We start from the raw sequence: 20060 nt of genomic DNA, 5'->3' as shown, positions 1-20060 counted from the left end.
CCCCTAATATTATATTTCCCTGTTTTCGCCGGATCCCTAACGGACCCGGTGTTCTTCCTCTTTACCCTCCTGGCTGAAAGCTACTCCCTGGACATTGACATTAACTTCGACCACCGAAAGGCCGGTCATTGACTCTATGGCTTTTTTTACGTTCTCCTGAATTCGAAGGGCCACATCGGGAATGCGGGTGCCGTAATCGACGATGACAAACAGGTCTACGGCCGCTTCCTTCTCGCCTACCTCCACTTTAACACCCTTGGACAGGTTTTTTTTACCCAGCATTTCTACAATACCGCCCACCACTCCGCCGCTCATTCCGGCTACACCCGGAACTTCAGTGGCGGCCAGGCCGGCAATGACCCGTACTACTTCATCGGCAATCCGGATGGAACCCAAACTGGTTTGCTCTTCCCGTACCACCATTTCCTTATTATCCATCATTAATAAACCTCCCCGTGCTTGTCATATTTTACCTCCATGTCCCCCATTATATCAGAACGATAGGGAATCTGCAACCAATTAGTCCATCAGGATGCGGCGCTGAATGAAGTTGGTGTAAATCTCGCCCCGGCGGAAAAAGGCGTTATGCAGCACCCGCTGATGGAAAGGAATGGTGGTCCTGATTCCCTCAATGATAAACTCCCCAAGTGCCCGCTGCATCCGGGCAATGGCTTCATCCCGGTCCTGGCCCCAGGCAATCAGCTTGGCGATCATGGAATCGTAATGGGGCGGAACCTTCCAGCCAGGGTAGGCCGCACTGTCCAGACGGATCCCCGGACCGCCGGGAGGCAGGTAAGCAGTAATTAATCCCGGGGAGGGAGCAAAGTTACGGGCGGGATCCTCGGCGTTAATCCGGCATTCAATAGCCCAGCCCCGGATCTGGATGTCTTCCTGGGTATAACCCAGAGGTTCTCCAGCCGCCAGGCGTATTTGTTCTTTGATCAGATCAATGCCGGTAACCATTTCGGTAACCGGGTGCTCCACCTGGATGCGGGTGTTCATTTCAATGAAATAAAAGTTCTGGTGCTTGTCCAGCAGGAATTCCACGGTCCCGGCGTTATAATAACCCACGGCCCGGGCGGCCCTTACCGCCATTTCACCCATTTTCCGGCGCAATTCCGGGGTAAGAGCCGTGGAAGGGGATTCCTCGATCATCTTCTGATTGCGCCTCTGAATTGAGCAATCCCGTTCACCCAGATGGATGATATTGCCATGCTTGTCGCCCAGGATCTGAAACTCAATATGACGGGGTTCGTCCACATATTTCTCCACATAAACCTGGGCATTGCCAAAGGCCGCCTGGGCTTCCGTCTGGGCCGTCTGCACCGCCCGGATCAGGTCCTCGGGGCCCTGAGCCACCCTCATGCCCCGGCCGCCACCGCCGGCAGAAGCTTTAACCAGCACGGGGTAGCCAATTTGTTCCGCCACCTCCAGGGCCTCCTGCACGTCCCGGAGCACACCGGGGGAACCGGGTACCACCGGTACCCCGGCTTTTAGCACCGTTTCCCGGGCCACGGCCTTGGCACCCATTTTTTCCATGGCGGAGGCCGGTGGGCCAATAAAGGTCAGGCCGCAACTTTCACAGATTTCCGCAAACCCGGCGTTCTCAGCCAGAAAACCATAACCGGGGTGGATGGCATCCGCCCCGGAAACCATGGCCGTACTGATAATGTTGGTGATATTGAGGTAACTTTTGGCTGCCGGGGCCGGGCCAATGCAGTAGGCCTCATCGGCCATACGCACCGGCAGGCTGTCCCGGTCGGCTTCGGAATATACCAGAACAGTTTTAATGCCCATCTCCCGACAGGCACGAATGATTCTTAAGGCAATCTCTCCCCGGTTCGCAATCAGTATCTTTTTGAACATGTCCTGCTCCCTGCCTATCTATTTTTCCCGAATCAGGAATAGCTCCTGTCCGTACTCCACGGGCTGGCCGTTTTCCACCAGGATGTCTACAATCTCACCGGCCACTTCGGATTCAATTTCGTTCATCAGCTTCATGGCCTCAATAATACAAAGCGTCTGGCCCTTCTCCACCACATCTCCCACCTGGACAAAGGGCGGGGCATCGGGAGCCGGAGCGCGGTAAAAGGTACCTACCATGGGAGCCCTGATCACGGCAAGGCCCGTAGTATCAATGGTTTTTTCCGGCGCCGGTGCCGGCGGGGCAGCCGTTTCCCGGGCCGGCGGCGGCACCGGGGAATCCTCACCCGCAGGTGCAGGCATTGTTCCTTGCGCGCCGGCTTTCCTTATGGCCACTTTCACCCCCGCACTCTCCAGGGATAGCTCGGCAATGGCCGTCTGGTCAATTAGTTTAATTAACTCCTTGATTTCCTGTAAGTTCATGCTTCCATCCTCCTTACGACCGGGTTTTTGCTCGCGGGTTCCGTTGCGCAAAGGCGCAGCAGAATCCACGGGCTGGTGACCCGGCCGGTTGCGGTTTTCAAAGAATCTCTTCGCCACCTGGGGAAACAGGGCGTAGGAAATGAAATCTTCTTCCGACTTTGCCAGGTGCTTGATCTCTTCTCTTATTTTATCCATTTTGGGCTCCAGTAAATCGGCCGGCCGGCAGGTAATAGGCTCTTTGTCCCCCAAAATCTTTCTGGCCACATCCGGATCTATGGGGGCCGGTGGCCTGCCGTAAAGCCCTTCTACATAGGCCCGCACCTCGCCGGGAATGAGTTTGTAGCGTTCTCCGGTGAGAACGTTCAGCACGGCCTGGGTGCCCACGATCTGGCTGGTGGGAGTAACCAGGGGTGGGTAACCCAGCTCCGCCCGCACCCGGGGAATTTCCGCCAGCACCTCGGGCAGGCGATGCAGGGCCTTTTGTTCTTCCAGCTGGGTAACCAGGTTGGAAATCATCCCTCCGGGCACCTGGTGTTCAAAGACCCGCATGTCGTTGATGCGGGTGACCCCGCGCTCGTAACCCAGGGACTTGCGCAGGTCTTCAAAGTAAGCGGCAATCTCAAAAAGCAGGTGGAGATCCAGGCCGGTATCGTAGGGCGTCCCCTGCAGCGCCCGCACCACCGTTTCCACCGGAGGCTGGGAAGAACCAAAGGCCAGGGGCACCGAGGCGGTATCCACCACATCCACCCCCGCCTCGGCCGCCTTGAGATAGGCCCCCAGGGCCAGACCGCCAATGTAGTGGCTGTGAAGCTGTACGGGCAGACCGACCCGTTCCTTAATCAGTTTTACCAGTTCGTAAGCTTTATAAGGGGTAAGCAGCCCGGCCATATCTTTAATGCAGATGGAATGAGCTCCCATCTGGGCCAGGCTGACCGCCGTTTCCACATAGTGCTCGGTGGTGTGTACCGGGCTGATGGTATAAACCACCGCCGCCTGGATGTGTGCCCCCGTCTTTGAAGCCACCCGCATGGGTGCTTCAAAGTTGCGCAGGTCGTTCAAGGCGTCAAAGATGCGGATAATGTCTATGCCGTTTTCCACCATCTTATTAATAAAGGCCTCGACCACATCATCGGGATAATGCTGGTAGCCCACCAGGGACTGACCACGTAAAAGCATCTGCAAGGGCGTGCGCTTAATGTGCTTTTTTAAAGTCCGCAAACGTTCCCAGGGATCTTCGTTCAAATAACGCATGCAAACGTCAAAAGTGGCCCCGCCCCACACTTCCAGGGAATGATAGCCTACCGCATCAAGTTTCTCCAGGATGGGCAGCATATCTTGAGTACGCATGCGGGTGGCCCAGAGGCTCTGGTGGCCATCGCGCAGGGTAGTGTCGGTGATCTTTAAACCCATGGAAACCTCCCCCAAAACACGGCAAAACAAAAAATACTCAGGTTGCAATAAATACAACCTGAACCATTAGCCTGTTTATTATCAACTTGATGTTATTATATTAAAATCTACAGGTCCCGGAAATAGGGTAAACGCAAGTATACAATATATCTGTTTAGTAATCCTCTTTACAGGCAAAACCTCCCCGTGAAAGGGGAGGCACAAATTTAAAAATTATACGGGAAGGGTCGCCCCGGTACTGCGGGCTGATGGATGCCCTGCACTTTGTCAGGGTTTTATGACCTATCTAGTTACATATCGCAATAAATATTCAGGAAAGGTGGCCCGGGGATGTCTTGCTGCCAGGCGCCGCAGGCGCACCACTGCCGTAGCCACATCCAGTTCCTGGGGGCAACACCGGCTGCACCGCCGGCAGCCGATACACGACCAGAGAAAACGGGAAGTTAGCACCTCGTCCAGCCGGCCGAGCTGCAATAGACGCAGCACGCGGGCAGGCGAAAGGTCCCTGATACGGGCAAGGCAGGCTCCACCACACCGCCCGCAATTGGCGCAACTGCGGACAGTACGAAGAGTAACCGGATCAAGTCGTTCCAGATCCTGGAGGGTTATTTCCCTGAAGGGATGCTCCTCATGCATGGGGATAACCTCCGGCTTGAATTCATTCTTTAAAAGGATTGGGACCTAATTCTTGAAGCTGCTTCACAAATCTTTTTATTGCTGCCACCAGGCTCTGCCCGTCCTCAATACCGGCGGTGAGCACCTGCACCCGCTCGGGTTCCACCAGCATGCGCTGCAAGGTTTCCCGCAAGTTGTTGACCCGGGATTCGGCCAGGGATATACCCCGCCCGTAATGGCACTCCGTAGTACGGCAACCTACCACCAGTATACCGTCTATCCCGCTGAGCAGCGCATCATTGATCCAGCCCGCATTCACCGCTCCTGCACAGGGAACCCTGACCGTCAATATATTAGCCCCATAGCTGGTCCCCCGGGTGCCGGCCAGATCCAGCGCCGGGTAAGCATCGTTAGCACATAAGAAAGCCAGGACGCAAGGTTGCTCATCCATGCTGCCCGGATCCACCGCTTCTATAAGTCCGGCCATTTCCCGGGAACTGAATCCCGGCAGGTAAATACATCTCAAGGGACATCCTCCTTGACAGATACCACATCCACGGCAGGCCAGCGGATTTACCGCCGGATAACCGTCCGTATCAAAGCTGCAGGCACCGTAGGGACATTCCTCTACACAGCGCCCGCACCGGTCGCACTTGTGCCGCTCCACTACCGGTGGAACTACCACAGATTGGTTCTGGATGGCAGCCAGACATTCCGCCGCTGCAGCCAGGGCGCTTTTGACGGTTGTACTCACATCCATCGGTTCCTGAGCACAACCGGCCACATAAATACCCGCACGCCGCACCTCCATGGGCGAACAGGGCAGGTGACCGGTGATAAAGCCGGTTGTGTCCTTTTCCAGGCACTCGAAAGCCGAGACGGTACAGGGTACCATACCGGTGGCCAGTACCACCAGTTCGGCCCGTACCGCTACCCGTGAACCACTTAAGGTATCATCAGCCGTGACGACCAGTTCTTCTGCTACAGGATCCCATTCCACTGCATAGGGGTTACCCCGGATAAAAACTGCACCGTGTTCTTCCCGTGCCCGGCGGTACAGTTCTTCCAGGTTGCCCGGAGTACGGATGTCCATGTAAAAGACAAAAATGCCGGCTTCCGGCGCCGCCACCCGTACGTAATCAATTTGTTTTAATGTGGCCGCACAGCATACACCGGAACAATAAGCCAGGTGCTGTTTATCACGGCTGCCGGCACACTGGATAAAGGCCACCCGCCTTACGGGCTTTTTATCGTGAGGCCGGATTAACTGGCCACCAGTTGGTCCGTCCGGGCGGGCCAGAACCTCCATGTCCATGCTGGTAATTACTCCAGGCAAATGCCCGTAGCCGTAATTGTTAATCCGTCCGGCATCGTAAGGTTCCCAACCCGCAGCCAGAATGATCGCGTCCACACCAATGCTCAGCCTGTCTTCCTCCTGGTCCAGGTCAATGGCCCCGGCCGGACAGACTTCCACACACCGGCTGCAGGATTTACCACGACAAAACTCACGGTTGACGGCATAGTTAAGAGGATAGGGAAATAACCCCGGGCCTTCAATGGCCCGCTGCCTGCCCGGTGGCAATGCTGCGGAGGGTGCTACCTCCACCGGGCAAACCTCAAGGCAGGCACCACACCCGGTGCAGGCATCCTTGACGTAACGGGGTTGTTTTAAAAGTCCCACCGTAAAGTTACCGGCAGTACCACGCACACCGGTTACCTCGGTCAAGGTGTGCACCGTTACCCTTCCCGTAGCCAGCAAACGCGCCATCAGTACCTCCAACCCACACCGGGGTGAGCAAAAGCGCGGGTAATAGCGGTGCAACCGGGCCACCTTGCCTCCCAGGAAAGGGGATTTTTCTACCAGCGTTACGTTAACCCCGGCCCGGGCCAGATTCTCTGCTGCGGTTAGCCCGGCAATACCTCCCCCGACTACCAGTACAGACCGGGAAGTTGAAGAACTAACCGGTTCAAAGGATTCTGCCGGGCTCAACCGCCCCACGGCCATTTTTAGCAAATTACGGGCCTTTGCCATCGCCAGCGCCGGCTGGTCCCGGTGGGCCCTGGTGCACTGTTCCCTTAGGTTACAACGTTCCAGAAAGTGTTCGTTCAAGCCTACCTGCCGTGCAAGACGAAGAAAGGTATCCCGGTGTACGGCCGGTGAGCATGCTCCAACCACTACCCGGTCTACACGCCCCTGACGCACATCCTCAGCAATTATTTCCAGGCCGTCAGCGCTACATAACGCAGGATAATGGATGCTGGCAACAACCCCGCGCCATTTGCCTGCCTGCTGGGATAATTTCTCCAGGTCAAGAATTTTACCAATTTCACCGTAACAATGACACAGGTAGACACCGATTTTTGGCGGCACTGTGTTCCCCCCCCTGAAAACACCGGGGGCCGGCAATGGGCCGCCGGCCCCTTAATTCTTAGTCATTCCTGTTTTTAAAGGTGAAGCGTTCTACCTTACCGTGAATATCCACAACAGTCCAGCTGATTTTATTGCTTCCAACCAGCGGAATAAGCTTGGCCGGGTAATAACCCAACTGGTAAGGTAGACGGGTTTCAATGGCTCCGTTGGGACAGGCTTTCACGCAGGACATACAATCCCAGCAGTCCCGTGCCGAACGGCAATATGCCTTTCCATTATTTTCATCCAGAGCCATTAAATCCCCAGGGCATATTTGTACACAAAGGGCTTCGCTTTCAGCACGGCAACCGTCACATTTTTGGAGATTAACCTTTGGCGGCACCAGTAATCAACCTCCTGTCAGAATTATGGCCGGTAACGATCTCCAGGGATTATCTGTTCGTATGGCCTGGTAAATACTTCTATCTCGCCGGTTTGCGGGTTACGCCGGGAGTTGACAAAGCAATCGAAACGGGTATCATCCCGCTCGGGGAAGTCCACCCTGTTCTGCCAGCCCGGCCAGCGGGTTTCCTCACGGAACAACAGGTGATGTACCAGCACTTCCGCTACATCCAGCCGGTCAATTATTTCATGAGCTTCCATTAGCTCGTGTAAATCGTGGGCTACAAGATACCTGGTTTGATCCTTCAAAATAGCCAGGTGTTTCAGGGCATATTCCAGTCTTTCCCGGTTCATCCGGTAAAACTGGTGCACACCACCTGCATATTCATCCATAAGCCGCTGAAGGCGTTCCTCCATTTCCCGCGGGATAACACCATCCCCTTCCCGAACCTGCCTGATGGCCGGTGCATAAACCCGCGCCTTTTCCGCTGCCACAAGAGACTCATCCACCTGACCCCTGTCTGCCAGGGATTCCAGGTATTCGATAGCCCCCCGGGCCGCCAGCATTCCTTCGGCAGCACAACCGCCGACAAACTTGTTCGGTACCCCACCGGCCACATCGCCGCAGGCAAAAAGACCGGGCAGGGTAGTAGCACGCTTAACATCAATCCAGTACCCGCTGGCCGTATGGCCTCCCACGATGTAGGGGTCGCTACCGTAGACCTCAATGGGCTCCCTGGTAATGTCCTGACCGCGGGCAGCCAGGAAGAGTACAAAGCTGGGACGCTCATTCAGATAATCTATTTTCAGGGTCTTGACCTGTTCTGGAGTCATATGACGGGTATCAACATAACAGGGGCCCCTGCCGGCCAGCCATTCTTCCATCGGTGCGTTGGCCCGCACGAAACGAGGAGAAGCATCACCGCCCATGTGAGCGTACCGTTCGGCTAAAATTTTCTCCCCTTTGGCGTTAATCATAGGCGCTTTATAACCTACCGAAATGGTGTCAATGGGCCCGTTAAAATCCTTGGTACGCACAGCGCACCAGCGCATCTCGAAGGTGGTCATTTCCGCACCGGCACGAATACCCATGGCATAACCGGTACCCACGTTAAAGGGGCAATACCAGATCTGATGGTGGCTATCAACGCCATCGTTGGTATAGGGTTTATATAGCCCGGCTGCTCCTCCGGTGGCCACAATGGTCGCTCCGGCTTTAATAATATAGAACTTGCCGTCCCGGACACCAAACCCCATGGCGCCGATAACGCGGTCACCATCGAGGAGATAATTGGTGGCCACCACCCGGTTTAAAACTTCGCAGCCGTATTCCCGCACCTTCTCGGCCAGGATCACCTTCATCTCTGAACCCTGGATGGCAATATCCCAGCGCCCCCGGGCCAGGTATTCCCCGTTTTCGTCCTTTTTAATGGGCAGGCCCCACTCTTCCCATTCTTCAATGGCCTGATTTAAAAGTTCGGCCATGGTAATGGTCAGGTCTTCCCGCAAGAGACCTCCTGCCTGGGCGCGGCTCCAGCGAACCAGGTTTTCCACGGTTTCGTTTTTCTTAATGTAAGTATTGATGGCATCCATGCCTGAGGCCAGGCAGCCGCTGCGATCGATGTGGGCTTTTTCCATCAGGGTGACCCGCAGATCGGGACGACGGCGCTTGGCTTCAATGGCAGCATAGCAGCCGGCGTTACCGGCACCGATAATCAAAATGTCAGTCTCAAGCCTTACCTCTCCCACCTCTTCAAGTTTCGCAGGCAGTTTTGCAGCCATATTCTAAAACCTCCTCAAATCAATCTTTATTTGATAACTCCTTACAACTAACTGAACTTAAACCCGGGCTTCATCACCTCCATGTGACATATCCGCCCCAAACGGGTAAGCCGTTAACAGCGTACCAGGGCATCATAACCAGCACAAAGTAAAGGAGAGTTGCCACCATGATCGGTATTCCTACTCTGGCGTAGGTCTTCGTGTCAAAAGTTCCCGTCCCGTAAGCAATCACACAGGCGGTTACCTGAGTGGGAACAAGGAAGGAGAAGGTATCAAAATTCGCCACCAGCAAAGTAAAGGCTACCGGGTTTAAGTTAAGTACCCTGGACAGGGATATCAGTATCGGCGCCAGCATGGATACCGCAGCCACGTTGCTGAGCATAAATATCCTGACAAATGCGGTGAGCACGATGAAACCGACCACGATAACCAGGAAATGCTGTCCTTTAAAGTACATTCCTGCATACCCGGCAATCCACTCCGAAAGACCCGTAGCACTGATTGCGCTGGCCAAAGATAGTGCTCCGGCCAACAAAAGCCACGTTCCCCAAATGGTTTTGTTCTGTAACGTTTTCCATGGAGTGGGCAGCAACCCGGGTATAAAGAAAATTCCCAGGGCAATTAAGGTGGCCAGGCCTGTCTTTATCTTGTGCTGGGGTTCTGTGATCCAGAGCAGAACCGCAACAGCAAAGATTGCCAGTACAAGCCATTCTATAAAGCTCATTTTACCCATATTTTTTTTCTCACACTGAATGAAATCAGTTCCGCCGGGCACTGAGATTCCGCCCACATTCAACTGCTTCCTTATGATCAGAAACATAACAGGGAGCAGGCCTATAATCGGCCAGTGCAACCAGAACCACCTTGCATAATTTAACTGATACCCCAGCTCTTTTTCGAATAGACCGGCCATTATCACGTTAGGCATGTGGGCAGTAAGAAGCAGAATTCCACCAACCATGGGGAAATAACATAGGCCCGTTATAGCCAGCGCTCCCCTGGCCCTCCTGCCTTCAGGGGTTTCTTCAAACAATTCCATGATGCCCTTGACAATAGGCAGGAGTACAGCAGACCTGGAAACCGCCGCCGGGATGATCACGCTTAAAGCAATATTTACAGCCATTAATCCTTTGATCACCTGGTCAACGCGCGGCTTAACCCTGCTCAATACGGCCAGGGCAATCCTTCTATCGAGACCAGTGCTCTGCATGATAGCGGCAAAAATGAAGGAACCCAGAACCAAAAAAGATACGTCCTGACTAAAACCCCCAAAGGCCTGGGGAATTTTTTTCTGAGCATTAGTTAACACCAAAAGGAGCGGAATGAGCAGTCCCGTCACTCCAACCGGCATTGCTTCGGTAATCCACATAATGACGGCCCAAACGGCTACCGCAGCCGCTGCCAATCCCGCGGGCTCTAACCCCGGCGGAACGGGTAAGGAAAGAATGATGAAAAAGGCGATCCACGCTGCCACAAAACCAGGAAAAGCCGTGTTTGGATCCAGTCCTGCCTTTCTGGCATTCTCGACCATAAATCCGGGTACGAACCGTATGTACCACCTGAGATCGCCATTACCCCGCATAAAGTCCCCTCCACTTTTCCAGGTGAAAATTCTTCCTTAATAGCAGCTTGCTCACCATTTTAACCTTTTCTTTTGTCGCAGTACTTTATTTACTTTCTTTTAGTTCATAAAAAGCTTTCACTCCCCCCTTTTTTGCACAGCTTTATTCAGCAAATACTTATGGCCAATATAACAGAAACTTTTAAAACCTGCAGTTTCCTAACATACTGAAGATTTGTTATCTTGCTTACAAAAAAATAAAACCCAGTTGAAACTGGGTTGCTCTTTATTCTATCCATTTAAGTAATTTTGCAGGTCGAATTGCTTTGATCTCACGCCCTTCCACAGTAATGGCTCCTTCTTGTTTAAATGTGTTTAAAAGGGTGGTAACAGTGGGGCGAGAAGTACCAATCATGCATGCAATTTCCTCATGGGTGAGGCGCAGGTTGATTTCTACCAGTTCCATTTTTCCTGTTGTTTCTGTGCGTTCGGCCAGTTTAAGGAGCAGAAGAGCCAGCCGTCCTGCAACGGGCCATGAAACAATTTCGTATATGGTGTTCTGGGCTTCCCGGATTCTCTTCCCCAGAATTTGCGCTATTTTTACCGCCAGGACAGGTTTTGAGGTGAGGAGTTTAAGAAAGTCATCTCGTTTGAACACCAAAATATTTACATCTTCCACGGCCTCGGCAAAACAGATACGCTCCATGCCGCACAAAGCCTCGGCCAGGCCAACAAATTCTCCGGGATGACGTAAGGCCACAGTAACCCGGCGGCCGTCTCCGGCCAGGTAGTAAATTTTAATTAACCCCTTCTGAACGAAATAAACCCTGTCTGCAACTTCCCCAGAGGAAAAAATTAATTGACCCCGGGGATAATCAATAGCCGTACCGTGACCCTTTAACTGCTCTTTTAACTGCTCATCCTCCAATCCTGCTTTTTTAACCTTCATTACCTCTCCTCCACCAAATAAATAATGTCAGGTAATTGACAATCCAACTGCCACCTACCGGACAGCAAAAACACCCTTATTTTTGTCATAATGTTTACAGTCCTGATGAAGCTTTTCCCGGTGAAAGGTAGCAGTTTGCTTATTATTACATTGTAGCATTTTTTCGTGTTTTGTGTTTCAGGAAATTTTTAAGGGAGCACCACTTGCGGTTGCTCCCTTTCTTTACTACGGCCTGGGAATAATTACCACATCCTGTTCCGGTACCCCGGCACCCCGGGACACCAGTTCGGCAATGCGGGTGGCCTCCTCGGGGGAGATGCGGGCCGCCTGGACTACCACGGTGGCACCCCGGTCGTCTAATGATACGGCGGCATCCTTGAAGCCCTTGGCCCGGAGCAGATTTTCCACTTCAACTTCCCGGGCCATGCTCTGGCTGATGGCCAGCAGCCGCTCCTGAGCGGTCCTGCGGGTTTCGGCCGCAGCCTGGGGGTTGTTGATAATTTCCCGGAGCAGTTCCAGCTGCTGACCCCTGGTGCGCTCCCGGTCCAGACGATACTCCACAAAAAAGGCCGCTCCATCCCGGGACACATCCTGAACCTGCCGGGGCGACTCCGGCACAGTTCCCGCTACTGTCCCCTGGGTGGCAGGCATATTATTTGCGGACACCGGTGCACCGTCATCCTGCCGTTTCATCTGTCCGGGAACACCCTGCCAGCCCAGAACAAGCAATGTTAATCCCAGCAAACCCAACAAGAAGGCCAGAAGGATCCGTTTTTGGATCAGGATGGTATGCATTTAAATCTCTCCCCTTTCCCGCGGTAATACCAGGATTTTTTGCGGTTCAATACCAAGGGCCACCTGCACGGCCTGGAAAAGCCGGGCCTTCACCAGGGGATCCCGGGCTCCATCGGCCACCACCAGCACTCCCGCCACCCGGGCGGCAATTTCCTGTTCCACCACCGGTATTTCCCCCTGGCCGGAACGGATTAAAACCAGCTGGTCGCTACCGGTATCTTCACTGGTTACCCTGGTCCCACCCGCCTGGTCCTTTTCCTGGGTGGTTTTGCGCCCGGTGGTGGTGTTCACGGCATATTCCTCCCGGCTGGAACTGGCCAGGCGCACCGTAACCTTCACCTTACCGGCCCCCTCTACTTGTCCAAGCATTTCCCGCAACTTTTCCTCCAGGGCTGCCTCCTGGCGGGCCATATTCGAGTCACCCGGTTGTTTTGCCAGGCTCTCCTGGGGGGGATGGTTCCCTTCATTCACCGGCAGTTTTCCTTTTGCCGGAAAGCTTACACTGCCCAAAAGGAGCAGGACTACCCCCAGGGCAACCAGGCCGCCCAGTACCCCGAGCTGGCGCCGCGTCATTTTCGGAGGGAGATCCCCTTCCTCCCGGTTTCCAAGGAATTTCTTCCATGCATCCCAGATAGACACCTTCACCGACCTCCTCAAAAATAGTCGTCAGTCGTCAGTAGTCAGTCATCGGGATAGTCGGAATTCGCTAAAGCGAATTCCAAATTGAACTTGCTTGATCGATTTTCATGATTAATGGAGAGAACGAATGTTCTTATGAGTAACTCCTCAAACTAACTCACCCAGTGTACCTTAACCTGTTCAGGCGAAAGGTTATAGAAATTGGCTACCGTTTTGGCCACCTGTTCCGCTGCCCTTTCCGCTTCCGGCCCTGGTTTCAAACTCATGCCCTCATTCCCTGATAGGCCCCGGCCGCCCACATCAATGGTTACCGGGTCCACTAAAGGGTCATCCGGCCTGGCCCCCTTTTCCCGGGCACCAGGGGAGGCCGCGGCCAGTAAAAGTAGAACCTCCCGGATTTGTCCAAAACGCCTGTCCTGGGGATCACTATAAACTTCCACCTGTGCTTTTACTACCTGTACCTCCTTGTTTAAACCTGCCAGGGCGGCGATCTGGCGGGAGAGGCCCTGCCGGTACTCCTCCAGGGCTTTTTGCTGGTGCCCGTCCTTTAAACGCTGCCCGGCAGCCATAATATCCGTCAAATCCGGTACTCCTGATGGAGTACCGGTTAAAGCCGGTTCCGGCAGGTCGTGCTGCCATTCCCCCCGCACCACCCCCCCTATAGCCTGCAAAACCACCACGATAATTAACAGTCCCATAACCATTTTCACATAGCGTCGCATGTCGCTGGCCGGCAGCAACATTTCCAGAAAAACCGCCAGGACTACGATAATAATCAGGTTCTGGACCAGGTTACGGACGAGTTCCACATCATCCCTCCCCCCCTAACGCAGCATGACGGTAAGGTTGCCCACCCCTACCAGGATGGCAATGGCGAAGAAAAAGAGTAAACCCACTGTGGCCACTGTGGCAAAGATGATGATTATACTGTTGCCCAGGTCGGAAAGACAGGCCACCACCTGGGAATCACCTACCGGTTGAATCAACGCCCCGGCCAGTTTATAAATAAAAGCCAGGGAAATGAGCTTGACCAGCGGCAGGGTCATAATCATCACCACTGCCACCACACCGGCAATACCCAGGGCATTTTTAATCAGCAGGGAAGAACTGATCACTGCCTCCAGGGCATCGGAAAACATTCCTCCCACTACCGGTATAAAGGCATCCAGAGAAAACTTAGCCGTGCGCAAAACCACTCCATCCCCTACAGCCCCGGCCACCCCCTGAATGGCCAGCAGACCCAGGAAAACCGTCCCCATTATCCCTAAAAGCCCCACTGCTGCACCCCGCAACAGGCCGGCCAGGCCGGAAACCTTAAAGCGGGGGGAAAGGTGACTGACCAGTCCCAGCACGGCGGAAAAGAAAACCAGAGGCAACACGACGTTTTTAATCATGGTTCCAATAAAGGTGATGCTGACCAAAATCACGGGGTGAAAGATGGCCGCCGAAGCAACCCCGCCCAGGGCCACCAGCAGGGTGAGCAAGACGGGCATCAAGGCCTGCATAAAGGTAACCATCTTGTCCACCACTTCCCTACCGGTTTGCACCGCCAGGGCAAAGGAACCAATGGCAATAGTAACCAGCACCAGGTAGGTGACGGTATGGGTAAGCTGGCCGGTGGTCCCCCGGTCAAAGGCGGCGGTAAAATTTTGCAGTACCACGCATATTATGGCCAGGACGACCAGTTTGCCCAGGAGGGCGGAATTGGCCACCACCTCGCGAAACAAATAGGAAAGGAGACTGCGAAAGAGTTCCCCGGCGCTCAAGTCAATTTCTCCACGGATTAACTTCATGACCATTTCTTTAAAGTTAAACCCGGGAATGGCTTCTTTAATTTCCGCGTCCAGGGTGTTTATGTAATCCTCCACCCCGCTGATATCCAGTGTCTTTTGCACCGGCTCCAGGGAGGAAGTAGATTCGGATACCCCCCCCGGTAAAGCCAGGGCGGCAGCGGGAAAGAATAACAATACCACACAGAACACGCAAAACCAGAAAGGCCGGAGCATCCCCTATCACCTCAGGGTACAAGTTTTAACAGGGACTGGAGCACGGCGATCATTATAGGCACTGCCAGGACAAGGATGAGAACCTTGGCCGCAAATTCAATTTTGGAGGCTACTGCCCCCTCACCAGCATCCCGGCAGATCTGGGCGCCAAAATCGGCAATATAGGCTATGGCCACAATTTTGAGGATTGTCCCCAGGTAAACCATATTTAAATTGGCCCGGGTGGAAAGCTCCTTGAGCACGTCAATTACCGCACCAATCTTGCCCAGGACCATCATGAAGAGGATAATCCCTACAGCAATGCTTAAAAGCATGGCCATTTCCGGTTTATTGTGCCGGATGGTTACTGCCAGTACCGCCGCCACTATCCCCAGGCCGACAATCTGCATGATCTCCACTGGTGCCACCCCTCTAAAACAACTTGAACACCGACCTTACCTGGTCAAAGAAACCGCCCAAAAGCTGTACCACCCAGATGAGCACAATGCCAAGACCGCCCAGGGTAGCAATAACGGCATAATCCTCCTTTCCGGAATTTTTCAGGACGTAATGGGCAACCCCGACGAGAATTCCAATGCCGATAATCTTAAAAATTAAACTGATATCGTAGCCCATATGGCTCCCCCCTTCTTTAATACAACATCAGAACCAGGGCTAAACTGCCGAGAAAGCCCAGGTAGTTCCAGAGCCTGACATAGCGGGAGGCTTCCTCTTCAGCCCGCACCATTTCCACGCCCAGTTGCTCCATGGCCAGGTGCAGGTGTTTGCTCTGGTCCTGTACGCTGGAAATACCCAGGGCCGGACCCAGCTGCCGGAGAACGGCCAGATCTGAAGGCACCAGGGCGCTGGTGGGATAAAAGGCTTTCAGGGCACTCTCCCAGGCCTCCCGCGCCGTACGGCCCGATGGGGATAGGAGCTCTTCTTTGGCAAGGTTAAACAGCAAAGCCACCCGCGGGCCCGCCCGCTCCGCCACCCGGCCCAGGGCCTCGGGTAGGGGAGTGGCGGTATAGGTGATCTCCGTTTCCAGCATCTTTAAAGCTGCCTGTAAACTGCGCAGGTCCCGCGGCCGCCGGGCATAATGCCCGGCCATGGTCATCCCTGCCCCGCCACCGGCCAGGAGGATCAGGGCACATCCAAGGATCTTCAGCATCACCTCACCCCCAGGGAACGCATGGTCTGACCATCCAGGATATCTTCCACCGTACCCACACCGCGGGAACGCCCCAAAAGGACAAAGCGCTGGATTACCTTAAGCTTGAAGAGATGTTGCAGGGCCGGGCGGCTGGCCAGCTCGGCCAGGGAAGCACCGTGAACGGTAACCAGTACGCGCACTCCGGCATGGAACACCTCTTCCAGAGCGGCGATATCCTCGTCTCTCCCGATCTCGTCGGTGGCAATCACCTGGGGAGCCATGGAACGCAGCAACATGATCATACCCTCGGCCTTGGGGCAACCGTCCAGAACATCCGTACGCACCCCCACGTCCCGTTGCGGCACCCCCCGGTAGCAACCGGCCAGCTCGGAACGCTCGTCAACCACCCCTACGGTCAGGCCGGGCAGGTCCAGCTCCGGCGCACCGTTGCTGAGCTGGCGGATGATATCCCGCAGCAGGGTGGTCTTCCCGCAGCGGGGTGGGGAAAAGATCAGCGTGTGATAAATGCTTTTTAGCCGGCGGTCAATGAGGTGCGGCAGGAGGGGGGTGGCCAGCCCCGGCACTTCCCGGGAAATACGGATGTTCAGGGAACTTATGTACTTTAGGGTTTTCACCCGCCCCCCTTCCATAACCGCCCGCCCGGCCAGGCCGACCCGGTGCCCGCCGGGAAGGGTGATGTACCCGTTGCGCAGTTCCTCTTCCAGGGCATAAAGGGATGAACCGGTAACGAGCTGGAGGGTACGTTCCAGGTCGCCGGCGCTGACCCGGTAGGCCTGTTCCGGGCTGCTCACCAGGTTTCCCTCCGGGCTGAGGAAGGCATCCTTATGGACCAGTCCCAGGGCCAGGGGCCGCTCCTGGCGCAGGCGAATTTCCTCCAGCCGTTCCAGGACTTCCGGGGGCAGCCCGGCAATCAGGTTGCGCAGCTGAACCGGCAGCACCGGCAACACTTCTTCCACGGGATGGCTTTTGCTGGATTTGACCGGTCGAAGCAAAGGCGCAGTGGCCATGGTTTGTCCCTCCTTCTTCAGTCCATAGATATTTGAAAGGACAAGTTTTTATACCCCAAAAAATTGTCAAAAAAAAGAACCCTCCACTTTATGTGAAGGGTCCAAAAAATCCAGGTTTTATTCCAGCTCGTAGGGCCAGCCCTGAAGGCCGCCCTCCAGGAATTTTACGTCTTTGAAGCCGGCCCCGCTTAAAGTGCGCATGGCTTCATAGGCCCGCACGCCCAGGGCGCAAAGGGTAACGATTTCCTTGTCCCGGGGAATTTCGTCAATGCGACGGCGCAGGTCGCCCAGGGTCACCAGCATCACCCGGTCGTCCTCAATGTGCCGGTAGTTGAACTGTTCCGGGGTACGCACATCCAGCAGGATAAAATCGTCGCCCCGGTCAAGCTTTTCCTTGAGCTCCCGGGCGGTGATGGTCCGGGCCAGGCCGTCCAGCTTGTTGCGTACAATGTTGGCCGTGTGGTGGCTGGCATCGATGGGGGTGCTGAAGGGCGGGGCATAACCCAGATCCACATCAAACAGGTCGTCCACCGTAGCCCCGAAGTGCAAAGCCGTAGCCACCACGTCAATGCGTTTAATCGCGTCACCACCACCAATGGCCTGGGCGCCCAATAGTTTGCGGCTCTTTTTATCCACCACCAGTTTAATGAGCAGGTTGTCGTGACCGGGGTAGTAATGGGTGCGGTCATGGGTGGCGTTGATGGCAGTAATTACATCGTAACCCAGATCCCGGGCCTGCTGCTCGCCCAGCCCGGTACGGCCTACGTTCCAGCCCAAAACTTTCAGCACTGCCGTACCCAGCACCCCCTTGAATTTACTCTTCCGGCCGGCCACGTTGTCCCCCGCCACCCGGCCCTGGCGGTTGGCAGTGGAAGCCAGGGGAATATACACCTTGCGTCCGGAAACCAGGTGCAGGTTTTCCACGCAGTCTCCCACGGCGTAGATGTCCGGGTCGCTGGTCTGGAGGTATTCGTTTACCGCAATGGCTCCCGTCTCGCCAATGGTGAGGCCGGCGGCCCGGGCCAGCTCCACATTGGGCCTTACTCCCACAGCCACAATAACCATCTGGGCATCCAGGGTACCGCCGTCGGTCACCACTCCGGTGACATGGCCCTCTTCATCACCCTCCAGGCGCAAGACCTTTTTACCCAGGTGGAATTCCACGCCTTCCTCTTCCAGGCGGAAGGCCAGCACCGCCGCCAGGTCGGGATCGAGCACCCCGGGCAAAATCTGCTCCTTGAGTTCCACCACCGAAACAAAGATCTTCCGCTTGAGCAGGGCCTCCATTGCCTCCATACCAATCAGGCCTGCCCCCACAATTACCGCCTCACTGACCCCTTCCAGCTGCTCCACAATCTGCCGGGCGTCATCGGGGTGATTGAGCCGGTGGACGCCCTTTAAATCCAGGCCGGGTATGGGGGGAACCACCGGGCTGGATCCCGTGGCCAGCACCAGCTTGTCATAGGGGATGGTGCTGGTTTCCCCGGTATCCAGGTTGGTCACCGTCACTTCCTTCTTCTGCCGGTCAATAGCCCTGGCCTCGGTACGGGTGAGCACTTTTACCCCTTTTTCGTTCATAAAATAGTGCTCGTCCCTGATTACTCCATAAGATGTACTGAATAACTGGTCAAAGTCCTTAATTTGACCGCCGACATAAAAGGGCATACCGCATCCGGCATAGGAAATAAGGCGGCCCCGTTCAATAATGGTGATCTCGGCATCCGGCATGAGCCGCCGGGCCCGGGCCGCCACCTTGGGGCCTGCCGCCACACCACCGATAATGACAATTTTGCTCATGGTGTTATCCGCCTCCCTTGAAATCTCTGGCCTATTGTAAACCCGCCTTTAGCCGGAAGTCAAGGGGTATTATCGTGCCGCACCCGGCTCCTAAAGATGAAAAAAAGGTTTCGGCATCACCGAAACCTCAGAGGTCATCCTCATGCTCTACCTGCGTGCGCCCTTCCAGCAGCTCGGGCTCATCGGCAGAGGCATAGGTGTCGTCATTAACGAAGACTACCTCATCGCAATTGGGACAGGTTACTTCAATTACATCTTCGTCATCGACAATGTCCCGGTCAAAGCAAACGATTTCACCGCAGCGCGGGCATTCCACTTCCATGTAATCTTCATCCTCCATACCCGGGCGTCCGTCGTAAATCTCGTCTTCCAGGGAATAAAGGTCCTCGTCAATGCTTTCCAGGTAGTCCTCCAGCTGTCCCTGGGCCTCCTGCAGTTCGTTAAAGGAATCAGCAAAGTCACCGAGAACGTCGATGATGCTTGAAAGCAACCGGCCCTCCTTACTTTCCTTTTCAAGGTCCATACCCGCGGAAAGGCCCTGCAGGTAAGCCACCCTGGATTTCAGGTCCTCCATTACAAAACCCCCTTTGGTTTGATGAGTACCCAACTGGACTGTTATAGTATTGCTCTTTTCCGGGGGTTTTAAACATATATTTCCTGGGGACAATGCCGTCCCTTTCGCGTTAAGCCCGCTTGATATATTGACCGGTGCGGGTGTCGATTTGCAAAACATCCCCTACTTCGATAAAGAAGGGAACCTGGACGACATATCCGGTTTCCAGGGTGGCCGGCTTGGAGCCTCCGGAGGCGGTGTCTCCCTTGATGCCCGGGGGCGTGTCCACCACTTTCAGCTCCACAAAGTTGGGTAAATCCACGCCAATTGACTTACCCTGGAACATGAGGAGGTTGATGGTCATGTTTTCCTTCAAGAAGTTGATTGCATCGCCCAGCTGTTCCCTGGTCAGGGAAAACTGGTCAAAGGTTTCCATATCCATAAAGTTGTAGCTGGTCCCGTCATTGTAAAGGTACTGGACTTCCCGCCGCTCCACGTGGGCCCGGGGTATTTTTTCGCCGGCATTAAAGGTCTTTTCAATTACCGCCCCGGTACGCAGGTTTTTGAGCTTTGACCGGACAAATGCCGCCCCTTTCCCCGGTTTGACGTGCTGGAAGTCAATCACCTGGTACACTTCGCCGTCCAGATCAATGGTTAATCCGGTTCGGAAGTCGTTGGTGGAAATCACCTTTAGC

20 protein-coding genes are annotated in these 20060 nt (G+C 54.8%); all 20 read right to left on the bottom strand.

The window, feature by feature from the left end; translation table 11 throughout:
- Positions 1–36: 36 nt before the first annotated feature.
- The 20 genes from D7024_RS07275 to efp all read right to left on the bottom strand — a co-directional run bounded on the left by D7024_RS07275 (position 37) and on the right by efp (position 20053).
- The gene (locus D7024_RS07275; RefSeq protein ID WP_121452503.1) at positions 37–438 is read right to left on the bottom strand and encodes an Asp23/Gls24 family envelope stress response protein; all 402 of its coding nucleotides are present in this window, start codon (positions 436–438) and stop codon (positions 37–39) included.
- 81 nt (positions 439–519) lie between these two features.
- Entirely contained in the window at positions 520–1866 is a 1347-nt protein-coding gene (accC, locus tag D7024_RS07270; RefSeq protein ID WP_121451184.1) for an acetyl-CoA carboxylase biotin carboxylase subunit, read from the bottom strand.
- Between the two features lie 18 nt (positions 1867–1884).
- Positions 1885–3756, bottom strand: a complete 1872-nt coding sequence (accB, locus tag D7024_RS07265) for an acetyl-CoA carboxylase biotin carboxyl carrier protein (protein ID WP_121451183.1) — start codon at positions 3754–3756, stop codon at positions 1885–1887.
- Positions 3757–4038: 282 nt separating this feature from the next.
- Entirely contained in the window at positions 4039–4392 is a 354-nt protein-coding gene (locus D7024_RS07260; protein ID WP_121451182.1) for a 4Fe-4S dicluster domain-containing protein, read from the bottom strand.
- Between the two features lie 22 nt (positions 4393–4414).
- Positions 4415–6742: an FAD-dependent oxidoreductase gene (locus D7024_RS07255; protein ID WP_121451181.1), complete on the bottom strand. Its 2328-nt coding sequence runs from the start codon at positions 6740–6742 to the stop codon at positions 4415–4417.
- 58 nt (positions 6743–6800) lie between these two features.
- Positions 6801–7124, bottom strand: coding sequence for a 4Fe-4S binding protein (locus D7024_RS07250; protein ID WP_013823024.1), 324 nt, complete (start codon positions 7122–7124; stop codon positions 6801–6803).
- 23 nt (positions 7125–7147) lie between these two features.
- A complete protein-coding gene (locus D7024_RS07245) occupies positions 7148–8905 on the bottom strand; it encodes an adenylyl-sulfate reductase subunit alpha (RefSeq protein ID WP_121451180.1) in 1758 nt (585 codons plus the stop codon).
- A gap of 73 nt (positions 8906–8978) precedes the next feature.
- Positions 8979–10487: an SLC13 family permease gene (locus D7024_RS07240; RefSeq protein ID WP_121451179.1), complete on the bottom strand. Its 1509-nt coding sequence runs from the start codon at positions 10485–10487 to the stop codon at positions 8979–8981.
- 265 nt (positions 10488–10752) lie between these two features.
- Positions 10753–11415 (bottom strand): Crp/Fnr family transcriptional regulator, encoded by a 663-nt coding sequence (locus D7024_RS07235; protein ID WP_121451178.1) that lies wholly within the window; start codon positions 11413–11415, stop codon positions 10753–10755.
- 225 nt (positions 11416–11640) lie between these two features.
- On the bottom strand, positions 11641–12210 hold the full coding sequence (locus tag D7024_RS07230; protein WP_121451177.1) for a SpoIIIAH-like family protein: 570 nt from the start codon (positions 12208–12210) through the stop codon (positions 11641–11643).
- The gene (locus D7024_RS07225) at positions 12211–12849 is read right to left on the bottom strand and encodes a SpoIIIAG-related protein (RefSeq protein ID WP_121451176.1); all 639 of its coding nucleotides are present in this window, start codon (positions 12847–12849) and stop codon (positions 12211–12213) included. It abuts the gene before it with no gap.
- 152 nt (positions 12850–13001) lie between these two features.
- The gene (spoIIIAF, locus tag D7024_RS07220; protein ID WP_121451175.1) at positions 13002–13658 is read right to left on the bottom strand and encodes a stage III sporulation protein AF; all 657 of its coding nucleotides are present in this window, start codon (positions 13656–13658) and stop codon (positions 13002–13004) included.
- A 15-nt stretch (positions 13659–13673) separates the two neighbouring features.
- Complete coding sequence (spoIIIAE, locus tag D7024_RS07215) at positions 13674–14855, bottom strand: stage III sporulation protein AE (protein WP_121451174.1); 1182 nt, start codon at positions 14853–14855, stop codon at positions 13674–13676.
- Positions 14856–14866: 11 nt separating this feature from the next.
- Positions 14867–15253: a stage III sporulation protein AD gene (gene spoIIIAD, locus D7024_RS07210; protein ID WP_121451173.1), complete on the bottom strand. Its 387-nt coding sequence runs from the start codon at positions 15251–15253 to the stop codon at positions 14867–14869.
- Positions 15254–15266: 13 nt separating this feature from the next.
- Complete coding sequence (spoIIIAC, locus tag D7024_RS07205) at positions 15267–15470, bottom strand: stage III sporulation protein AC (RefSeq protein WP_013823032.1); 204 nt, start codon at positions 15468–15470, stop codon at positions 15267–15269.
- 16 nt (positions 15471–15486) lie between these two features.
- Positions 15487–16005 (bottom strand): stage III sporulation protein SpoIIIAB, encoded by a 519-nt coding sequence (gene spoIIIAB, locus D7024_RS07200; protein ID WP_121451172.1) that lies wholly within the window; start codon positions 16003–16005, stop codon positions 15487–15489.
- A complete protein-coding gene (spoIIIAA, locus tag D7024_RS07195) occupies positions 16005–17015 on the bottom strand; it encodes a stage III sporulation protein AA (RefSeq protein ID WP_121451171.1) in 1011 nt (336 codons plus the stop codon). Before spoIIIAA ends, spoIIIAB begins: the two co-directional genes overlap by 1 nt.
- Before the next feature lie 117 nt (positions 17016–17132).
- Entirely contained in the window at positions 17133–18812 is a 1680-nt protein-coding gene (locus tag D7024_RS07190; protein WP_121451170.1) for an FAD-dependent oxidoreductase, read from the bottom strand.
- Between the two features lie 127 nt (positions 18813–18939).
- Entirely contained in the window at positions 18940–19386 is a 447-nt protein-coding gene (locus D7024_RS07185; protein WP_121451169.1) for a CD1247 N-terminal domain-containing protein, read from the bottom strand.
- A 109-nt stretch (positions 19387–19495) separates the two neighbouring features.
- Positions 19496–20053 (bottom strand): elongation factor P, encoded by a 558-nt coding sequence (efp, locus tag D7024_RS07180; protein WP_013823037.1) that lies wholly within the window; start codon positions 20051–20053, stop codon positions 19496–19498.
- Positions 20054–20060 lie beyond the last annotated feature (7 nt).

Origin of the sequence: Desulfofundulus salinus (assembly GCF_003627965.1) — a bacterium.
In the GTDB taxonomy this organism is placed as follows: Bacteria; Bacillota; Desulfotomaculia; order Desulfotomaculales; family Desulfovirgulaceae; genus Desulfofundulus; species Desulfofundulus salinus.
This window is presented reverse-complemented; position numbering and strand designations above follow the sequence as displayed.